This window comes from Cronobacter universalis NCTC 9529, assembly GCF_001277175.1.
Lineage (GTDB): Bacteria > Pseudomonadota > Gammaproteobacteria > Enterobacterales > Enterobacteriaceae > Cronobacter > Cronobacter universalis.
Map to the genome: position 1 here is coordinate 1,263,531 of NZ_CP012257.1, position 18,513 is coordinate 1,282,043.

The 18,513-nt window shown below is 57.4% G+C and carries 19 protein-coding genes; 2 read left to right on the plus strand and 17 right to left on the minus strand.

What is annotated here, in order from left to right; all coding sequences use genetic code 11:
• Positions 1 to 124 precede the first annotated feature (124 nt).
• Entirely contained in the window at positions 125 to 328 is a 204-nt protein-coding gene (tatE, locus tag AFK65_RS05745; RefSeq protein ID WP_007699872.1) for a twin-arginine translocase subunit TatE, read from the plus strand.
• An 88-nt stretch (positions 329 to 416) separates the two neighbouring features.
• Here the strand turns inward: tatE and lipA are convergent, their stop codons facing one another.
• The 14 genes from lipA to leuS form a co-directional block, all read right to left on the minus strand.
• Positions 417 to 1,382, minus strand: a complete 966-nt coding sequence (lipA, locus tag AFK65_RS05750; protein WP_007699869.1) for a lipoyl synthase — start codon at positions 1,380 to 1,382, stop codon at positions 417 to 419.
• Positions 1,383 to 1,573: 191 nt separating this feature from the next.
• Positions 1,574 to 2,569 carry a YbeF family transcriptional regulator gene (locus AFK65_RS05755; protein WP_007699867.1) on the minus strand — a complete coding sequence of 332 codons (996 nt, stop codon included), beginning with the start codon at positions 2,567 to 2,569 and terminating at the stop codon, positions 1,574 to 1,576.
• Between the two features lie 320 nt (positions 2,570 to 2,889).
• Complete coding sequence (gene lipB / locus AFK65_RS05760) at positions 2,890 to 3,531, minus strand: lipoyl(octanoyl) transferase LipB (RefSeq protein WP_032804318.1); 642 nt, start codon at positions 3,529 to 3,531, stop codon at positions 2,890 to 2,892.
• 77 nt (positions 3,532 to 3,608) lie between these two features.
• Positions 3,609 to 3,872: a DUF493 family protein YbeD gene (gene ybeD, locus AFK65_RS05765; RefSeq protein WP_007699789.1), complete on the minus strand. Its 264-nt coding sequence runs from the start codon at positions 3,870 to 3,872 to the stop codon at positions 3,609 to 3,611.
• A gap of 105 nt (positions 3,873 to 3,977) precedes the next feature.
• On the minus strand, positions 3,978 to 5,192 hold the full coding sequence (gene dacA / locus AFK65_RS05770) for a D-alanyl-D-alanine carboxypeptidase DacA (protein ID WP_032804317.1): 1,215 nt from the start codon (positions 5,190 to 5,192) through the stop codon (positions 3,978 to 3,980).
• Positions 5,193 to 5,336: 144 nt separating this feature from the next.
• Positions 5,337 to 6,527, minus strand: a complete 1,191-nt coding sequence (gene rlpA, locus AFK65_RS05775) for an endolytic peptidoglycan transglycosylase RlpA (RefSeq protein ID WP_053531609.1) — start codon at positions 6,525 to 6,527, stop codon at positions 5,337 to 5,339.
• Positions 6,528 to 6,537: 10 nt separating this feature from the next.
• Entirely contained in the window at positions 6,538 to 7,650 is a 1,113-nt protein-coding gene (mrdB, locus tag AFK65_RS05780) for a peptidoglycan glycosyltransferase MrdB (protein WP_007699723.1), read from the minus strand.
• 1 nt (position 7,651) lies between these two features.
• Positions 7,652 to 9,553 (minus strand): peptidoglycan DD-transpeptidase MrdA, encoded by a 1,902-nt coding sequence (gene mrdA / locus AFK65_RS05785; protein ID WP_007699722.1) that lies wholly within the window; start codon positions 9,551 to 9,553, stop codon positions 7,652 to 7,654.
• Positions 9,554 to 9,578: 25 nt separating this feature from the next.
• Entirely contained in the window at positions 9,579 to 10,046 is a 468-nt protein-coding gene (rlmH, locus tag AFK65_RS05790) for a 23S rRNA (pseudouridine(1915)-N(3))-methyltransferase RlmH (RefSeq protein ID WP_007699721.1), read from the minus strand.
• Between the two features lie 3 nt (positions 10,047 to 10,049).
• Positions 10,050 to 10,367 carry a ribosome silencing factor gene (rsfS, locus tag AFK65_RS05795; RefSeq protein WP_007699718.1) on the minus strand — a complete coding sequence of 106 codons (318 nt, stop codon included), beginning with the start codon at positions 10,365 to 10,367 and terminating at the stop codon, positions 10,050 to 10,052.
• Positions 10,368 to 10,668: 301 nt separating this feature from the next.
• Positions 10,669 to 11,328, minus strand: coding sequence for a nicotinate-nucleotide adenylyltransferase (nadD, locus tag AFK65_RS05800; protein ID WP_038857720.1), 660 nt, complete (start codon positions 11,326 to 11,328; stop codon positions 10,669 to 10,671).
• Positions 11,321 to 12,352, minus strand: coding sequence for a DNA polymerase III subunit delta (holA, locus tag AFK65_RS05805; RefSeq protein ID WP_007699675.1), 1,032 nt, complete (start codon positions 12,350 to 12,352; stop codon positions 11,321 to 11,323). Before holA ends, nadD begins: the two co-directional genes overlap by 8 nt.
• Positions 12,352 to 12,948, minus strand: coding sequence for an LPS assembly lipoprotein LptE (gene lptE / locus AFK65_RS05810; RefSeq protein WP_032970622.1), 597 nt, complete (start codon positions 12,946 to 12,948; stop codon positions 12,352 to 12,354). The genes holA and lptE overlap by 1 nt, the downstream gene beginning before the upstream one ends.
• Before the next feature lie 14 nt (positions 12,949 to 12,962).
• Positions 12,963 to 15,545: a leucine--tRNA ligase gene (leuS, locus tag AFK65_RS05815; RefSeq protein ID WP_144421396.1), complete on the minus strand. Its 2,583-nt coding sequence runs from the start codon at positions 15,543 to 15,545 to the stop codon at positions 12,963 to 12,965.
• A 227-nt stretch (positions 15,546 to 15,772) separates the two neighbouring features.
• Here leuS and AFK65_RS05820 point away from each other — a divergent pair, with 227 nt between their 5' ends.
• Positions 15,773 to 16,255 carry a zinc ribbon-containing protein gene (locus tag AFK65_RS05820; RefSeq protein ID WP_032804315.1) on the plus strand — a complete coding sequence of 161 codons (483 nt, stop codon included), beginning with the start codon at positions 15,773 to 15,775 and terminating at the stop codon, positions 16,253 to 16,255.
• A 54-nt stretch (positions 16,256 to 16,309) separates the two neighbouring features.
• On the opposite strand, the gene AFK65_RS05825 is transcribed toward AFK65_RS05820, so the two are convergent.
• The 3 genes from AFK65_RS05825 to AFK65_RS05835 are packed head-to-tail and all read right to left on the minus strand — an operon-like array spanning position 16,310 to position 18,449.
• The gene (locus AFK65_RS05825) at positions 16,310 to 17,035 is read right to left on the minus strand and encodes an amino acid ABC transporter ATP-binding protein (RefSeq protein ID WP_007699518.1); all 726 of its coding nucleotides are present in this window, start codon (positions 17,033 to 17,035) and stop codon (positions 16,310 to 16,312) included.
• Positions 17,035 to 17,709, minus strand: a complete 675-nt coding sequence (gltK, locus tag AFK65_RS05830; protein ID WP_007699516.1) for a glutamate/aspartate ABC transporter permease GltK — start codon at positions 17,707 to 17,709, stop codon at positions 17,035 to 17,037. The genes AFK65_RS05825 and gltK overlap by 1 nt, the downstream gene beginning before the upstream one ends.
• A complete protein-coding gene (locus AFK65_RS05835) occupies positions 17,709 to 18,449 on the minus strand; it encodes an amino acid ABC transporter permease (protein ID WP_007699515.1) in 741 nt (246 codons plus the stop codon). Before AFK65_RS05835 ends, gltK begins: the two co-directional genes overlap by 1 nt.
• Between the last annotated feature and the right edge of the window lie 64 nt (positions 18,450 to 18,513).

An 18,513-nucleotide genomic window follows, 5' to 3' on the forward strand; every position in this document is an offset into this window, starting at 1 on the left:
TTTTTTTATCCAGCGCTTGATTCATCTCGTTACAGATTGCTATTGTGTGTCGGGCTTAAATGACCGTTAATAAGTACGGTCTTTGACATCGCCGACTGGCGCCAGATTTTCTAAGAAGGTAAGTATGGGTGAAATTAGTATTACCAAACTGCTCGTGATCGCCGCACTGGTAGTTCTGCTGTTTGGGACCAAAAAACTGCGCACGCTAGGGGGAGACCTGGGCGCCGCGATTAAAGGCTTCAAGAAAGCGATGAACGACGACGAGGCCGGCGCGAAAACGCCTGCGGCGACCGAAGCCCCGGCGGAACGTCTTTCTCACAAAGAATAATTTCTGCCCCTGCGGCATAAAAAAAACCGGCTCATCAGAGGCCGGTTTTTTTGTGGGCAAAGCCCTATGGTAACAATCTGTTACGCGCTTATTTCACTTCTTCGCCTTTCGCCTGGAGATCGGCATGGTAGGAAGAGCGAACAAACGGGCCACAGGCGGCGTGCGTAAAGCCCATCGCCAGCGCTTCCGCTTTCATCTCTTCAAACTCGTCAGGGCTTACGTAACGCTGTACCGGCAGGTGGTGACGGCTCGGCTGCAGGTACTGTCCCAGCGTCAGCATGGTCACGCCGTGGGCGCGCAAATCGCGCATCACGTCGATGATTTCCGCATTGGTCTCGCCAAGGCCAACCATCAGACCGGATTTGGTCGGGATTTCCGGGTGCGCTTCTTTAAAACGCTCCAGCAGCTTCAGCGACCAGTTATAATCCGCGCCCGGACGCACCTGACGATAAAGACGCGGCACGTTTTCCAGGTTGTGGTTAAACACATCCGGCGGCGTGGCGGTCAGGATCTCCAGCGCTCTGTCCATGCGGCCGCGGAAATCGGGCACCAGCGTCTCGATTTTGATGGTCGGACTCTTTTCACGGATAGCCGTAATGCAGTCGGCAAAGTGCTGAGCGCCGCCGTCACGCAGGTCATCGCGATCCACAGAAGTGATAACGACGTAGCGCAGCGCCATATCGGCGATGGTTTGCGCCAGCTTCTGCGGCTCGTTAGCGTCCGGGGCGACCGGACGGCCGTGCGCCACGTCGCAGAACGGGCAGCGACGCGTGCAGATAGCGCCAAGGATCATAAAAGTCGCGGTGCCGTGGTTGAAACACTCCGCAAGGTTCGGGCAAGAGGCCTCTTCACAAACAGAGTGGAGGCCATTCTTGCGCATCGCCGCTTTGATACCCTGAATGCGGGTCGAGTCGGCAGGGAGTTTGATTTTCATCCACTCCGGCTTTCTTAACAAAGCCTCCCGCTCTGTCGCCACATTCTTAACCGGGATAAGGGCCATTTTATCGGCATCGCGGTATTTCACACCGCGTTCCATCACAATGGGTTTACTCATAGCGTGCGTGTTCCAGTTGCGGATAACGAAGGAAAGCGTTTAAATTCAAGGTAATGTTGTATTTATCAACTATTTTTGAATTAACGGCACGCAGTATAACATTACTGCCACACAGAATCAGCCTGAGGGCACCTGAAACGCCGAAGAATTTGTAAAATAGTTGTTATTTAGTGCCTTTAAGCGGCCGCCCATTATGAGGGCGACGCGCCAGCCGAAACGGCGTGGTGGGTAAATCCTTCCACAATCGCCTCAATCACATTCTGCACAACGGGATCACGCAGGCTGAATTTATTGTAATGCAATGAAATGTCGATAGTTTCTTTTATAACGACATCGCTTTCCACTTCAATAAGTCCAAAGCTGTCTTTAAATAACGTGAATATTCGTGCGGGCATAAAGCCGATTAAATCGCTGCTGCCGATGATAGAAGCGATCGTCACCATATTGTAACTGCTAAACGAAACGTTTCGATCAGGCAGTAGCGTATTAATTTGCTTGCGTACGCCATTCACCATTCCGCCAGGCAGCATAATGAAAGTGTGCTCCCAGGTTTGCAGGTCTTCCGACGTGACAGGCTCGCCAGTGCGCGAGCAGGGGTGGCCGCGGCGACAGACCACGGCGACGCGATCTTTAAAGAGCAGGTGCGTGCTGAGGGTGCGCGACGACCACGAGCCGCTGTCGACCACCAGATCGGTCTGGAACTGGCTCAGCTGAGTTTCGGTGTCCTGCAACGGAATGTTACGGATTTGCAGATGAGGATTTACCGTGCGGATCTGCTTGTAAATCTGCGGGATCACCAGCGCGCCCAACGAGGCGGAGGTGGCAATCGTAATGGTGCGCTGTTTTTCGTGCTCGCCCTGTAAATCCAGCGCGCCGAGAATAGATTCCAGCCCCTGACTGATATATTCATGCATGTGGGTCGCATAAGCAGTCGGGGTAACCCCTTGCCCTTTGCGAATAAACAACGGATCGGGAAATATCAGTCGCAGTTTCTGAATAGACTGGCTGATAGCCGATGGCGTCAGGTTCAGTACTCTGGCCGCGTTAACGATGCCTTTATGCACGTATACGGCTTCGAAAATCGTCAGCAGGTTTAGATCGATATTTCGCAGAGTCTGGAATATTTGCGGTCTACTGTCATCTTCCTGTTTGGCTGAAGGTTTTTCAGGGGGATGGTTCAATTCCACGCTACGCTCCAACTGTATAGATAAATCAAATAATAGAGAGGTTCTATTTATAATAACTGTGAACAGGTCCCTTAGCCGACAATAAAACGCTCCGGGGATCTTACCCGCATAAAGTGAACAGGACTTTACATGGACGGCATAGGGGCGGGTGGCGTTTTCAGATAAATCCCGCTTATCTTCTCTTGCCGTTAATCCATTGATGAGATTAAGGAAAATCTATTCAGGCGCAGAGAAAATAAATAATCCGTTATGGAATGTAAAGCGGCAAATTGCATAACGATTAAAGGCCGCCACAAGAAGGGCGGCGAACCAGGAAAGTCTTAAGCGCTGATATATTCCGCGGGGGGATTATTAAGTAGCGCTAAAAAGTGATGCACCAGTCGCGGCTGCACCGCTTCAGGGTTTGCGCCAGCAGAAAGGGCGCTGACCTGGGTCATTTCCATCCCGGCGTACCCGCAAGGATTAATACGTAAAAACGGACGTAAATCCATATTAATATTAAGTGCAAGACCGTGAAAAGAGCAGCCTTTACGAATACGCAGCCCCAGCGAGCAGATTTTTTTGCCGTCCACATAGACGCCTGGCGCGTCTGGTCGAGGGTAGGCGTTAATATTCCACTCTGCAAGTGTATTGACGACGGTCTGTTCCAGCAAGGTGACCAACTCGCGCACGCCGAGCTTGCGGCGCCTGAGATCTAACATTACATACATGACCTGCTGGCCGGGCCCGTGATAGGTCACCTGGCCGCCGCGATCGCTCTGGATAACCGGAATGTCGCCCGGCATCAGTACATGTTCTGCCTTGCCGGCCTGCCCCTGCGTGAAGACCGGGGTGTGCTCGACCAGCCAGATCTCATCCGGTGTGGTTTCTTCGCGTTCGTCGGTAAACTGATGCATCGCCTGCGAAACGGGTTCATACGGCTGAAGCCCGAGCTGGCGAACAATGATTTTTTCCTGAAGCAAAACAGCGTCTCCGAAGAGAGAAGGTGCGGGGAGTATATCACGAAGAGAAGTTACCCGGACGCGGCCGGGTAACGGGGTTACAGCACCATACGCACGATTTCGATATTGCCGAGCTCTTCATAGAGCGTTTCCACCTGCTCGATATGCGTCGCGTTGATGGTAATCGAAACGGAATGGTAGTTGCCTTTGCTGCTCGGTTTGATCTGCGGCGTGTAGTCGCCGGGAGCATGGCGCTGCACTACCTCGACGACCAGATCGACCAACTCAGGCTTCGCCAGGCCCATCACTTTGTAAGTAAAGGGGGTCGGGAACTCAAGCAGCTCGTTAAGTTTGGTTTTCATGTCAGCTCCAGCGTTACGTCAAAAAATAATAACTCCCGCCGAAGCGGGAGTTGGATTGATGCTTAGTATATGGGGATGAAAGTCAGGCTTTCAAGTGGTCAGTAATTAACCAAACCAGTGGTGGAACATCAGTTTGATGTAATCGATGATGCGGCCAAAGAAATTGCCTTCCTGAATCTCTTCCAGTACCACCAGCGGGCGCTGTTCGATGGTTTTACCGTCCAGCTGGAAATTAATGGTGCCGACTACCTGATTTTTCGCCAGCGGCGCGTGCAGCTCGGAGGTGTTCAGCACATAGCTGGCTTTCAGATCTTTCATGCGGCCGCGCGGGATGGTCAGATAGATATCTTTATCGACACCCAGCGAGGCGCGATCGTTATCGCCAAACCAGGCCGGCTCGGACGCGAACTCTTTGCCGGCTTTCAGCGGGTTCACGGTTTCGAAGAAACGGAAGCCCCAGGTCAGCAGCTTTTTGCTTTCTGCTTCACGGCCTTTAAAGGTGCGCCCCCCCATCACGGCGGAGATGAGACGCATCTGACCTTCGGTGGCGGACGCGACGAGGTTGTAGCCCGCTTTGTCGGTATGACCGGTTTTGATGCCGTCCACGTTCAGGCTGTTATCCCACAGCAGACCATTACGGTTGGTCTGGCGGATGCCGTTGAAGGTGAACTCTTTCTCGCGGTAGATGGAGTATTCGTTCGGCACATCGCGGATCAGCGCCTGGCCAATCAGCGCCATGTCGCGCGCCGAGCTGTACTGGCCGTCAGCGTCGAGACCGTGTACGGTCTGGAAATGGGTGTTTTTCAGGCCCAGCGCGGTGACGTAGCTATTCATCAGGCCCACAAACGCGTCCTGGCTGCCCGCCACATAGTCTGCCATCGCCACGCAGGCGTCGTTGCCGGATTGCAGGTTAATCCCGCGGATCAGCTGAGAAACCGGCACCTGCATGCCTGGTTTCAGGAACATCAGGGACGAGCCTTTGAAGACCGGGTTGCCGGTGGCCCAGGCGTCATTGCCGATGGTCACCAGATCGGACTCTTTAAATTTACCTGCTTTCATCGCCTGGCCGATGACGTAACTGGTCATCATTTTGGTCAGGCTCGCCGGATCGCGGCGCGCGTCAGCGTTCTGCTCCGCCAGCACTTTCCCTGAGTTGTAATCGATGAGGATATAGGCTTCCGCGTCGATCTGCGGCACGCCTGGGATCATCGTTTTGATATTAAGGTCGTCGGCATGGGCGGCGGTGGAAAGGGCTGCGACAGAAAGCGCCGTGGTAACGGCGAGACGCTGCATAAAACGAACGGAGAAAGTGGTCTTCATGGTCTGAACAACGACATCCGTGATGAGTGAAAAAAAGTGCCTTACTATAGCAAATGCCTTATGGGCTGGCATCCGACTTTGCGCATGACTTTGTTAACGGCCTTTACCGTAACTGACAAAGCGGCAGGCCAGCCCGGCCTGCGGTTATTGGGCGACAGTAATGAAAGACTGAACCTGCGCTTCGCTCTGTAAACGCTGCTGGAGCGAGGCGGCCTGCGCTTTGCTGGCGAACGGCCCTAACTGAACGCGATAGACTGCGCCGTTCTGGCTGACGCGTCCTGGTACGGAAAATTGCTGGCTCAGTTTTTGTTGCCACTGCGCGGCACGCGCGCTGTCGCTGACGGCCCCGACCTGCACCACATAATTCCCGGCGGCGGCGGTGGTCGTGGAGGCGGCGCTGGCGGCTGGCGCGACGCTGCCCTGCACGGAGCCTGGCGCGGTCACCGGCGCGTTGCGGGTGGCGGGCGCGGCAAGCTGCGCGGGTTCAGCGGCAGGTTGTACGGGGGCGCTCGCGGTGACGGGCTGCGCGGTAGCGGCCGTCGGCGTGGTGTCCGGCGTTGAGCTTTCCAGCACGCCCGAAGCAAGCGTCGTCGGCGCGCCTAAAAAGCCGCCGCTTTTCACCGGCGCGCCGGTGGTGTCATCGCTTTGCAGCGTATCGTTGCTCACCGGGCGGATATCGCCCTGCGGTTCGGCAGGCTGGGGGGCAGAAGAGACGCTGCCGAGGCCGCCGCTTAAATCAGGACGCGCCGGGAGCGCATACGTTTGTTTCGCGACCGTCGTACAGGCCATGCCCGGCCCAGAGAGCGAACCGTCCGGCGCGACGATAATCGGATCGATACGCACTTTGGTGTTGTTCGACGTATTCAGTCGATCCGCCGCCGCGCGGGAGAGCGAGATCACGCGGTCATTGCCATATGGGCCGCGGTCGTTAATGCGCACGACAATCATGCGGCCATTAGCGAGGTTAGTAATGCGCGCGTAGCTTGGCACCGGCAGGGTAGGGTGCGCGGCGGTGAGCTGCATTGGGTCGAATGGTTCGCCCGAGGCGGTCAGGTTGCTGTCCGGCTCCGCGTCATAGATAGCGGCAAGCCCCGCCTGACTGAAGCGCGAAGGATCCTGAACGATGGTATAGCGTTTACCGTCGCGCTCATAATCGCTGTTTACGGAAGGATTCAGCTGTTCGTAGCGAGGATCCGCGCCGCTTATCTCAACGATCGGACCGTTGCAGACCGGCTGCTGTGGCGCTACGCTCGCCTGTTGTTGCCCTTCGTTATTGACGCCGCAGGCGGTTAATAACCCTGCGGCGATGCAGACGCCAATCCACTGCTTACGCATTGCGAACCTCTTATACGCTCTTCGACAACATTTTCCTGTGGGTATGGATCGACATCACGATGCCAAACCCGGCCATGAGTACAATCAGGGCGGAGCCCCCGTAGCTGACCAGCGGCAGCGGAACGCCCACCACCGGTAAGATACCACTCACCATACCAATATTCACAAACACATAAACGAACAGAATCAGCATCAGGCCGCCCGCCATGACGCGCCCGAAGGTCGTCTGGGCGCGCGCGGCGATCCACAGCCCGCGCATAATCAACAGGACATAGAGCGCCAGCAGCACCAGCACGCCCACCAGGCCCAGCTCTTCAGCGAGTACCGCGAAGATAAAGTCGGTATGGCGTTCCGGCAGGAATTCCAGCTGCGACTGGGTGCCGTGCAGCCAGCCTTTGCCGCGCAGGCCGCCGGAGCCGATGGCGATTTTCGACTGAATAATATGATAGCCCGCGCCCAGCGGATCGCTTTCCGGATCCAGCAGCATCATCACGCGCTGGCGCTGATAATCGTGCATCAGGAAGAACCAGAGGATCGGGATAAACGCCGCGATAAGCACCACCGCGATACCAATCAAACGCCAGCTTAAGCCGGAGAGGAACAGCACGAACAGGCCGGAGGCGGCGATAAGAATCGATGTGCCGAGGTCAGGCTGGGCGGCCACCAGCAGCGTGGGCATGAAAATCAGCACCAGCGCGATGCCGGTGTTTTTCAGCGTTGGCGGGCAGACGTCGCGGTTAATAAAGCGCGCCACCATCAGCGGCACGGCGATTTTAGCGATTTCCGAGGGCTGGAAGCGCACCACGCCGAGATCGAGCCAGCGCTGCGCCCCTTTGGAGATGGCCCCAAAGGCGTCCACCGCCACCAGCAAAATAATACAGACGATGTACAGATAGGGCGCCCAGCCTTCATAGACGCGCGGCGGGATCTGCGCCAGCACGATCATAATCACCAGGCCCATCATAATCTGCCCTATCTTGCGCTCCATCATGCCGATATCCTGGCCGCTGGCGCTCCAGATAACCATTGCGCTGTAAAAACAGAGCGCCAGAATTATCAGCATAAAGGTCGGGTCGAGGTGGATTTTATCCCACAGCGACTTTTTATTCGGATTGTCGGTCATCTTATCGATCCTCCGCCGCCGCCGTGGCGGGGTTTTCCGTCGGCAGTTCGGTGTTATTGTCCCCGAGCATAATGTGGTCGAGGATTTGACGCATGATGGTGCCCACCGCCGGGCCCGCGCCGCCGTTTTCCAGGATCATCGCCACCGCCACCTGCGGGTTATCGTAAGGCGCGAACGCGGTCATCAGCTTGTGGTCGCGCAGACGCTCAGCGATGCGGTGCGCGTTATAGGTTTCGTTGGCTTTGAGCCCGAAGACCTGCGCGGTACCGGATTTCGCGGCGATTTTATACGGCGCGCCGGCGAAGTATTTGTGACCGGTGCCGTTGGCGCGGTTGGCGACGCCATACATGCCGTCTTTGGCGATTTCCCAGTAACCGGAGTGAATATCGCCCACCGGCGGCTGTTCCGGCTGTTTCCACGGCACTTTCTGGCCGTTCACCACCGTCGTCATCAACAGGTGCGGCACTTTCACCACGCCGTCGTTAATCAGGATCATCATGGCTTTGTTCATCTGTACCGGCGTGGCGGTCCAGTAGCCCTGGCCGATGCCGACCGGAATGGTGTCGCCCTGATACCACGGCTTTTTAAAGCGTTTCATCTTCCATTCGCGCGTCGGCATGTTGCCGGAGCGCTCTTCGGAGAGATCGATTCCCGTCAGGCTGCCGTAGCCGAACTTGCGCATCCACTCGGAGAGTCGGTCGATGCCCATGTCGTAAGCGACCTGGTAGAAGAAGGTGTCTGCGGATTCTTCCAGCGATTTCGTGACGTTAAGCCGCCCGTGGCCCCACTTTTTCCAGTCGCGGTAGCGCTTCTCGGAGCCTGGCAACTGCCACCAGCCGGGGTCGAACAGCGACGTGTTGCGGTTGATAACGCCTGCGCTCAACGCGGAAACCGCGACGTAGGGCTTCACGGTAGACGCCGGCGGGTAGACGCCCTGGGTGGCGCGGTTAATCAGCGGCGTGTTCGGATCATTCAACAGGCCAGAGTAATCTTTGCTGGAGATACCATCCACGAACAGGTTCGGGTTGTAGCTTGGCATTGAGACCATCGCCAGAATGCCGCCGGTACGCGGATCGGTGACTACCACCGCGGCGCGGCTGCCCTGGAGCAGGGTTTCGATATAGGTCTGAAGCTTGAGATCGAGCGTCAGGTAGATGTCGTGGCCCGCCTGCGGCGGCACTTCTTTCAGCTGGCGAATGACGCGCCCGCGGTTGTTAACTTCAACCTCTTCATAGCCGGTCTGGCCGTGCAGGACATCTTCGTAGTAGCGCTCAATGCCGAGCTTGCCGATATCGTGCGTGGCGGCGTAGTTGGCGAGCTTGCCGTCTTTATCGAGGCGTTCGACATCTTTATCGTTAATTTTTGAGACGTAGCCGATAACGTGCGTCAGCGCCGCGCCGTAAGGGTAGTAGCGGCGCTTATAGCCTTTGACTTCCACGCCGGGGAAGCGGTACTGATTCACGGCGAAACGCGCCACCTGCACTTCCGTCAGGTTGGTTTTCACGGGAATCGACGTAAAACGGTGCGAGCGAGCGCGCTCCTTTTTGAAGTTCGCGATATCGTCATCGGTGAGATCGACCACCGAGCGCAGCGCCTCCAGCGTATCCTGCACGCTGTCTACCTTTTCAGGCATCATTTCTATCTGGTAGATAGTGCGGTTCAGGGCGAGCGGCGTCCCGTTGCGATCGTAGATAATCCCGCGGCTTGGCGGGATAGGCACCAGTTTGATGCGGTTTTCGTTGGAGCGGGTCTGGTAGTCGTTAAAACGCAGGATCTGTAAATGGTAGAGGTTGAAGATCAGAATTCCGGTCAGCACCAGAATGCCGGCAAAAGCGACCAGCGCCCGACGCACAAAGAGCGCGGACTCAGCCGTATAATCACGAAAGGAATCCTTGAGTTTCATCCGCTGCTTAACTTACCTGTGGTGATTATTCACGATGATACGGGTGGTTGGTGGTAATACTCCAGGCGCGGTAGAGACTCTCCGCGACAATCACACGTACCAGCGGATGGGGCAGGGTCAGCGCGGAAAGCGACCAGCTCTGTTCCGCCGCCGCTTTACACGCATCGGACAGGCCTTCCGGCCCGCCGATAAGCAGGCTCACATCGCGGCCGTCCTGTTTCCAGCGCTCAAGCTCGCGGGCCAGCTGCGGCGTATCCCACGGGCGCCCCGGAATATCCAGCGTCACGATGCGGTTTTTCCCCGCCGCCGCCAGCATCATCTCGCCTTCTTTATCCAGAATGCGTTTGATGTCGGCGTTTTTGCCGCGCTTCCCTGCCGGGATCTCAACGAGCTCGAACGGCATATCTTTGGGAAAGCGGCGCAGATATTCGCTGAAACCTGTCTGCACCCAGTCGGGCATTTTTGTGCCAACGGCGACCAGCTGAAGCTTCACGCCTTAACCCCAGAGCTTTTCCAGCTCATACAGGCGACGGCTCTCTTCCTGCATGACGTGCACCATCACATCGCCGAGATCGACCACGATCCAGTCGGCGGCGCTTTCGCCTTCAACGCCGAGCGGCATCATGCCCGCAGCGCGGGATTCCTGAACGACATGATCGGCGATAGACATTACATGACGGCTGGAGGTGCCGGTGCAGATAATCATACAATCTGTAATGCTGGATTTGCCCTTAACATCAATGGCGATAATATCCTGGCCTTTAAGATCGTCGATTTTATCAATGACAAAATCCTGGAGTGCTTTACCCTGCAAGTTTTCCCCCTGGGAATGTGAACCACAGATGACGCCGGATGCGCCATCGGATAATCGATACGAGTACAGCGCCCGGAATGCGGGCGGGCTGCGCTCAGAAGTGGGCTATCATCCCACCGCAGGCAAGAGTTTGCATCGCCATTTTTGTAAAACAATTTCAGAAAGGCGGCTTGCGGCGGGAAATATCTGGCAGCGGAGGATAACAGCATCGCCCGTTGTGTCAATGCCTGAACCGCAATCGGCTCAGCGCGCGTCGGCGGAACGACGCCACGGCGCGCGGTTATTTCGCGTCTTTCTTCTGTTACGGCTGGCGATACAGCGCGTGATGGTGGATATACGCCAGCACGGCGGGCGGCAGGAGATCATCACACGGCAACTGCTTTGCAAGGCGCGCGCGGATGTCCGTCGCGGATATCGGAAAGAGCGGGGTGTCGGCAAGATAGATTTTCCCGGCAGGTTCGCGGTGAAGCTCGTCCGCCTGGCGGGCGAGGCGCGGCGCCAGCCAGCGCTGGTCTTCGTCGGTTTTCATCTCCACCGGATAGCCAGGACGGCGGCAGACCAGCAGATGACAGCACGCCAGCAGCGCCTCATAGTTATGCCATGTGCGCAGCGTCAGCAGGGAATCCTGGCCGATGATAAAGGCCAGCGGCGCATCCGGGCCTGCTTCACGGCGCAGCTGCGCCATCGTTTCGCTGGTCCAGGAGGGCGTGTCGCGTTGCAGCTCGCGTGCATCCAGGCGAAACAAGGGGTTACCGGCAATGGCCAGTTCCACCATCGCTTTGCGCTGAAGACTGCTGGCGCCAGGCTGCGGGCGATGCGGCGGCACATTATTCGGCATTATGGTCACCTGAGTAAGCTTCACTTCTCCGGCGAGCGCTTCCACGGCGCGCAGATGGCCGTAATGGATGGGGTCGAACGTGCCGCCATACCAGGCCTGAAGCGCAGGGATGCGGTCAGTCATCGATAAACACTCCGGCCAGCGCTTTGTGGCAGAGCACCAGCGAGAGACTTTCCAGCTCCGGCCAGACGTTCTGGCCGTAATCCTGCTTGAGCGTGATTTCGCACTGTGTCAGCAGACGTACCGCCTGCCAGAGCCTGTCGTCGCTCAGACGTGAGAGCGCCTCGGTAAGCAGGGCGCGGCGGTTCTGCCAGACGCGGTGCTGATCAAACAGCGCGCGCAGCGGCGTGCTTGCCGACTGGCGCTTTAACGTGACCAGCGTCAACAGCTCGCGTTGCAGGGTGCGCAGTAAAATTACCGGCTCGGCGCCTTCCTGACGCAACTGCTGAAGAATATGCAGCGCGCGTTTGCTTTTACCCGCCAGCAGGGCATCGACCCAGTGGAACGGCGTAAAGTGCGCGGCGTCGTTAACGGCCTGCTCGACGCGCGGCAGCGTCAGTTTGCCGTCCGGCCAGATCAGCGACAGCCGCTCCAGCGCCTGGGCGAGCGCCAGCAGGTTGCCTTCGTAGCAGTAGCAGAGCAACTGACAGGCGGCGTCGTCCAGTTGCAGATTCATCTGCTTCGCCCGGTTAGCCACCCAGCGCGGCAGTTGCGCCTGCTCCGGCGTCTGGCAGGTTATCTGCACGGCGCGGTCGGCGAGCGCGGTAAACCACGCGGCGTTTTCCTGGGCTTTGGTGAGCTTGTTGCCGCGCACGATGAGCAGCAGATCGTCATGCAGCAGACTGACCAGCGTGGCGAGTTGTTCGTTAATAGCGGCGTTAGGGCCGTTATCCGGCAAGGCCAGCAGCAGCGTCTGGCGGCTTGCGAAGAGACTCATCGCCTGACAAAGCGAGAAAATCGCCTGCCAGTCGGTGCTGACGTCAATAATAAAGCGGTGATGCTCTTCAAACCCCTGCGCCTGCGCCTGCTGATGAATGGCGTCCTGGCTCTCCTGGAGCAGAAGCGGGTCGTTGCCGAGCACTAAATAGGCCGCGCGCAGCCCTTCATTGAGCTGCGCGCGGAGTTGTTCAGGGTAAAGCCGTAGCATTACTGAACGGGGAGAGTGGTGGAGACGCGGCCGCTGTCTGGCGTCGCCGCGTCGGCAGGCTTACTGGCAGGCTGAGAAGCATCACGGGTTTGCGACTCATCGCGTACGTGAACCGCCACCAGTTTGCGGATCAGCTGTTCGGCGGCTTTGTCATACATCTCCTGAATGATGATGCTGCGTTCGGCCGACTTCGCCAGCGCCGTCAACGGGTTATCGAAGAACGAGCGATACACGCGGGCGTTGATCGGGTAGATGTCATGACCGGGGATCAGCACGGTGGCGTTAACGGTCATCACCATCTGATACTCCGCGGTACGACCGTTCTGGAAGACCGACGCGGTATCCTGAGAAATGGTCGAGCTGCCAATACGCAGCGACGGCACGTCCTGGCGAATGGAACTCGCCTCGACAATCTCGACGCCGTTCAGACGCAGCTGGTTACGCACCGCGCGCGTCAGCGGGCCGTTCGGATCGCCGGAGTTAAGGATCAACGTATGCATTTGCTCCGGCACCTGCGTGGTATTGCGCAGATGCCAGCCGCAACCGGCGGTGAGCATCACCGCCAGGCCTACAAACAGAGTAATCAGATGTCGCACGCTTCCTCCTGCGCTTAGCCCACAACCAGGTTAAGCAGTTTACCCGGTACGTAAATCACTTTACGCACGGTCACGCCGGCGAGGTATTTCGCCACCAGATGTTCCTGAGCGGCGCGCTCGCGCACCTGCTCTTCGGTCGCGTCAGCCGCCACGGTGATTTTACCGCGCACTTTACCGTTGACCTGTACGACGACCAGCGTGGTGTCTTCCACCATCGCGCTTTCGTCAGCCTGCGGCCACGGCGCGTTGTCGATATCGCCTTCGCCTTTCAGCTCCTGCCACAGCGTAAAGCTGACGTGCGGGGTGAACGGGTTGAGCATACGCACCACGGCCAGCAGCGCTTCACGCATTAAGGCGCGATCCTGCTCGCCTTCCTGCGGCGCTTTCGCCAGTTTGTTCATCAGTTCCATGATGGCGGCGATAGCGGTGTTAAAGGTCTGACGGCGGCCGATATCATCGGACACTTTCGCGATGGTTTTATGAACATCGCGACGCAGCGCTTTCTGATCGTCATCCAGCGCATCCACATTCAGCGCCGGCGCGTCGCCGAGCGAGGTGTGCTCGTACACCAGACGCCAGACGCGTTTCAGGAAGCGGTTTGCGCCTTCCACGCCGGATTCCTGCCACTCAAGCGTCATATCCGCCGGGGAGGCGAACATCATGAACAGACGCACGGTGTCGGCGCCGTAACGCTCAACCATCTCCTGCGGGTCGATGCCGTTGTTTTTGGACTTCGACATTTTGCTCATGCCGGTATACACCAGCTCATGGCCCGCGGCGTCGCTCGCTTTCACGATGCGGCCTTTCTCATCGCGCTCGACGATGGCGTCTTTCGGGGAGACCCAGTTACGTTCGCCGTTCGCGCCCACGTAGTAGAACGCGTCCGCCAGCACCATGCCCTGGCACAGCAGCTGTTTCGCTGGTTCGTCAGAGTTCACCATACCCGCGTCGCGCATCAGCTTGTGGAAGAAGCGGAAGTAGAGCAGGTGCATGATGGCGTGTTCGATGCCGCCGATATAAATATCGACCGGCAGCCAGTAGTTGGCCGCTTTCTCATCCAGCATGCCTTCTTTGTACTGCGGGCAGGTGTAGCGCGCGTAGTACCAGGAGGATTCCATGAAGGTGTCGAAGGTGTCGGTTTCACGCAGCGCAGGCTGGCCGTTAACGGTCGTTTTCGCCCACTCCGGGTCTGCTTTAATCGGGCTGGTGATGCCGTCCATGACCACATCTTCCGGCAGGATCACCGGCAGCTGATCGGCAGGCGTCGGCATAACGGTGCCGTCTTCCAGGGTCACCATCGGGATTGGCGCGCCCCAGTAACGCTGACGGGAAACCCCCCAGTCGCGCAGGCGATAGTTCACTTTGCGCTCGCCCACGCCTTTGGCGGCGAGTTTGTCGGCAATCGCGTTAAAGCCCGCTTCGAAGTCCAGTCCGTCAAATTCACCGGAGTTAAACAGCACGCCTTTTTCGGTGAGCGCTTGTTCGCTCAGATCCGGCGCGGCGCCTTCTGCGGTCAGGATAACGGGTTTAATCGGCAGACTGTATTTGGTTGCGAATTCATAGTCGCGCTGGTCGTGGCCCGGAACGGCCATAACGGCGCCGGTGCCATATTCCATCAGCACGAAGTTCGCCGCCCATACCGGGATAGCTTCGCCGGTCAGCGGGTGAATCGCTTTAATGCCCGTGTCGACGCCTTTCTTCTCCATGGTCGCCATATCGGCTTCGGCGACTTTGGTGTTGCGACATTCGGCGATGAAATCGCCCAGCGCCGGGTTAGCGGCTGCCGCGGCCTGCGCCAGCGGATGACCCGCCGCAACGGCCAGATAGGTGACGCCCATAAAGGTATCCGGGCGGGTGGTGTACACCGTCAGCTTTTCGTCGCTGTTCTGAACGTCGAAGGTGATTTCCACGCCTTCAGAGCGGCCAATCCAGTTGCGCTGCATGGTTTTAACGGTATCCGGCCAGTGGTCGAGCTTATCCAGATCGTTTAACAGCTCGTCGGCATAGGCGGTGATTTTAATAAACCACTGCGGGATCTCTTTACGCTCCACTTTGGTGTCGCAGCGCCAGCAGCAGCCGTCGATGACCTGTTCGTTGGCAAGTACGGTCTGATCGTTCGGGCACCAGTTCACCGCGGAGGTTTTCTTGTACACCAGGCCTTTTTTGTAGAGCTCGGTGAAGAACTGCTGCTCCCAGCGGTAATATTCCGGCGTACAGGTCGCCAGCTCGCGGCTCCAGTCATAGCCGAAGCCCAGCATTTTGAGCTGGTTCTTCATGTAGTTGATGTTGTCGTACGTCCACGGCGCCGGCGCGGTGTTGTTTTTCACCGCGGCGCCTTCCGCCGGCAGGCCGAAGGCGTCCCAGCCGATGGGCTGGAGCACGTTTTTACCGAGCATACGCTGGTAGCGCGCGATCACATCGCCAATGGTGTAGTTACGAACGTGGCCCATGTGTAGTCGGCCAGAAGGATAGGGAAGCATCGACAGGCAGTAATACTTCTCTTTGCTCTCGTCTTCGGTCACTTCAAACGTGCGCTTCTCTTCCCAGTGAAGCTGTACTTTGGATTCTATCTCTTCCGGGCGATATTGCTCTTGCATGGCAGCCAGTAGTCCTGTTTTCAATACAGCTACAAATGTAGCCTTAACGTGTGTTATTTCAGATCCGCATAGCATAGCCGATTCGACCGCTGCAAAACAGCCTTTCAGCCGAGGGCGCGCGAATAAGGAAATACGTGGTTTTACACGGCCCTGTGCGCTGGCTGACAAAGCGCTGCGGGATTAACGACTACAATAAGAAGAGGTTACCCATCCAGGAGGAAAAGGCGATGAACAAGGTTGCGCAATATTACCGTGAACTGGTGACCTCGCTCACCGAACGCGTACGCAACGGGGAGCGGGATATCGACGCGCTGGTGGAGAGCGCGAGGCGGCACATTGCCCGTACCGGCGAGCTCACCCGCACCGAGGAGGAGGAAGTGACCCGCGCGGTGCGGCGCGATCTGGAAGAGTTCGCCCGCAGTTATAAAGAAAGCCAGGACGATGTGACGGACAGCGTCTTTTTACGGGTAATCAAAGAGAGCGTCTGGCAGGAGCTGGCGGATATCACCGATAAAACCCAGCTGGAGTGGCGCGAAGTGTTCCAGGATCTTAACCATCACGGCGTCTATCACAGCGGCGAGGTGGTGGGTCTTGGCAATCTGGTGTGTGAAAACTGCCATCACCATCTCGCTTTTTACACCCCGGAAGTGCTGCCGGTCTGCCCCAAATGCGGCCATAACCAGTTCCAGCGTCGGCCGTTCGAGCCGTAACAGACAATATGAATGCGCGGGCCTGAACCCGCGCATTATTTTTGGCAATAATAGTTAGTGGAGGATTTTCGCGAGAAAATCTTTCGCGCGTTCCGATTTCGGGTTCGCGAAGAACTCTTCTTTCGGCGAGTCTTCCACAATCTTGCCTTCATCCATAAAAATAACGCGGTGCGCCACTTTACGCGCAAAGCCCATCTCGTGCGTCACCACCATCATGGTCATCCCTTCCTGCGCCAGCTCGACCATCACGTCCAGCACTTCATTGATCATTTCCGGATCGAGCGCCGAAGTGGGCTCGTCAAACAGCATCGCGACCGGATCCATGCAGAGCGCGCGGGCAATCGCCACACGCTGCTGCTGGCCGCCGGAGAGCTGCGACGGGAATTTATTGGCATGCGCGGACAGCCCGACGCGCTCCAGCAGCTTTAGCCCCTTTTCACGGGCGGCGGCTTTGTCGCGCTTGAGGACTTTGACCTGCGCGAGCGTCAGGTTTTCAATAATGGAGAGATGCGGGAACAGCTCGAAGTGCTGGAACACCATGCCGACGTGTGAGCGAAGCTGCGCCAGATTGGTTTTTTTGTCGTTCACCCTGGTGCCGTTGACGACGATTTCGCCCTGCTGAACAGGTTCAAGGCCGTTGACGGTTTTAATCAGCGTCGATTTGCCGGAGCCGGAAGGGCCGCACACCACCACGACTTCGCCTTTTTTCACGGCCGTGGAGCAGTCGGTAAGCACCTGAAAGTGACCATACCATTTTGAAACGTTTTTCAGGGTAATCATTATACAGTCCTTTTCTTCAGCCAGCTGACCAACAGCGATGCACTTAAACTAATGACAAAATAAACGGCGCCTGCAAACAGGATCATCTCTACCTGGGTGCCGTCGCGCTCGCCGATGGTGGACGCGGTGCGGAAGAAATCCGCAAGGCTCAGCACATAAACGAGCGAGGTATCCTGGAACAGCACGATGCCCTGAGTGAGCAGCAGCGGCACCATGGCGCGAAACGCCTGCGGCAGGATAATCAGCTTCATGGATTGCCAGTGCGTCATCCCGAGCGCCAGCGCGGCGCTCGACTGGCCGCGGGAGATGCTCTGAATACCGGCGCGGATAATCTCCGAATAATAGGCGGCTTCAAACATCGAGAACGCCACCATCGCGGAGATCAGACGGATATCAGTTTTCGGCGAGATGCCCAGCACATCCTGCAAAATCCCCGGCACAATCAGGTAAAACCACAGCAGCACCATGACCAGCGGGATGGAACGAAACACGTTTACGTAGGCGGTGGCAAACCAGGCCAGCGGCTTAAATGCGGAAAGCCGCATCACGGCCAGCAGCGTACCCCAGACGATACCGAAGATGACGGCGGTAACGGTGATTTTTAAGGTGATCACCAGCCCCGCCAGCAGATAAGGCATAGAGGGAACAATCGATCCCCAGTCAAATTCGTACATTATTTGCTCCCCATATTGCCCGGCAGGCGAACCTTACGTTCCACCAGATTCATCACCACCATGATGACCGTGTTGATAAACACATAGGCAAGGGTGATGGCCGTAAAGGATTCCCAGGCGTGAGCGGAGTAGTCGAGCAGTTTGCCTGCCTGCGCCGCCATATCCACCAGACCAATGGTTGAGGCGATGGCCGAGTTCTTCACCAGGTTCATCATTTCGGAGGTCATCGGCGGCACAATGACGCGATAGGCGTTGGGCAGCAGCACGTAGCGATAGGTTTGCGGCAGCGTCAGCCCCATCGCGAGACCGGCGTTTTTCTGGCCGCGCGGCAGCGACTGGATAGCAGCGCGTACCTGCTCGCAGACGCGGGCGGCGGTAAAGAGCCCAAGGCAGATCATTGAGGAGAGGAAAAACTGCACGTTCGGATCGAGCTCCGCCTTAAACCACATGCCGAGATCTTCCGGCAGCAGTTCCGGCACCACCAGATACCAGGTAAAGAACTGGACGATCAGCGGAACGTTACGGAAAAGCTCGACATAGCAGGTGCCGATGCCGGAGAGAAAACGGTTCGGTACGGTGCGCAGAATGCCGAACAGGGAGCCAACGAGGAAGGCGATTATCCAGGCGCTTATCGACAGCGCGACGGTCACCTGGAAGCCACTCCATAGCCAGCCTAAGTAGGTGGTGTTACCGAACGGCGCATCCTGCAGAAAGATGCCCCAGTTCCAGTCTATAGACATAACGTACTCCGAAAAAAAAGAAGGGTAGCAGCGCTACCCCCTAAGATTGATGAGAAGCCTCTCT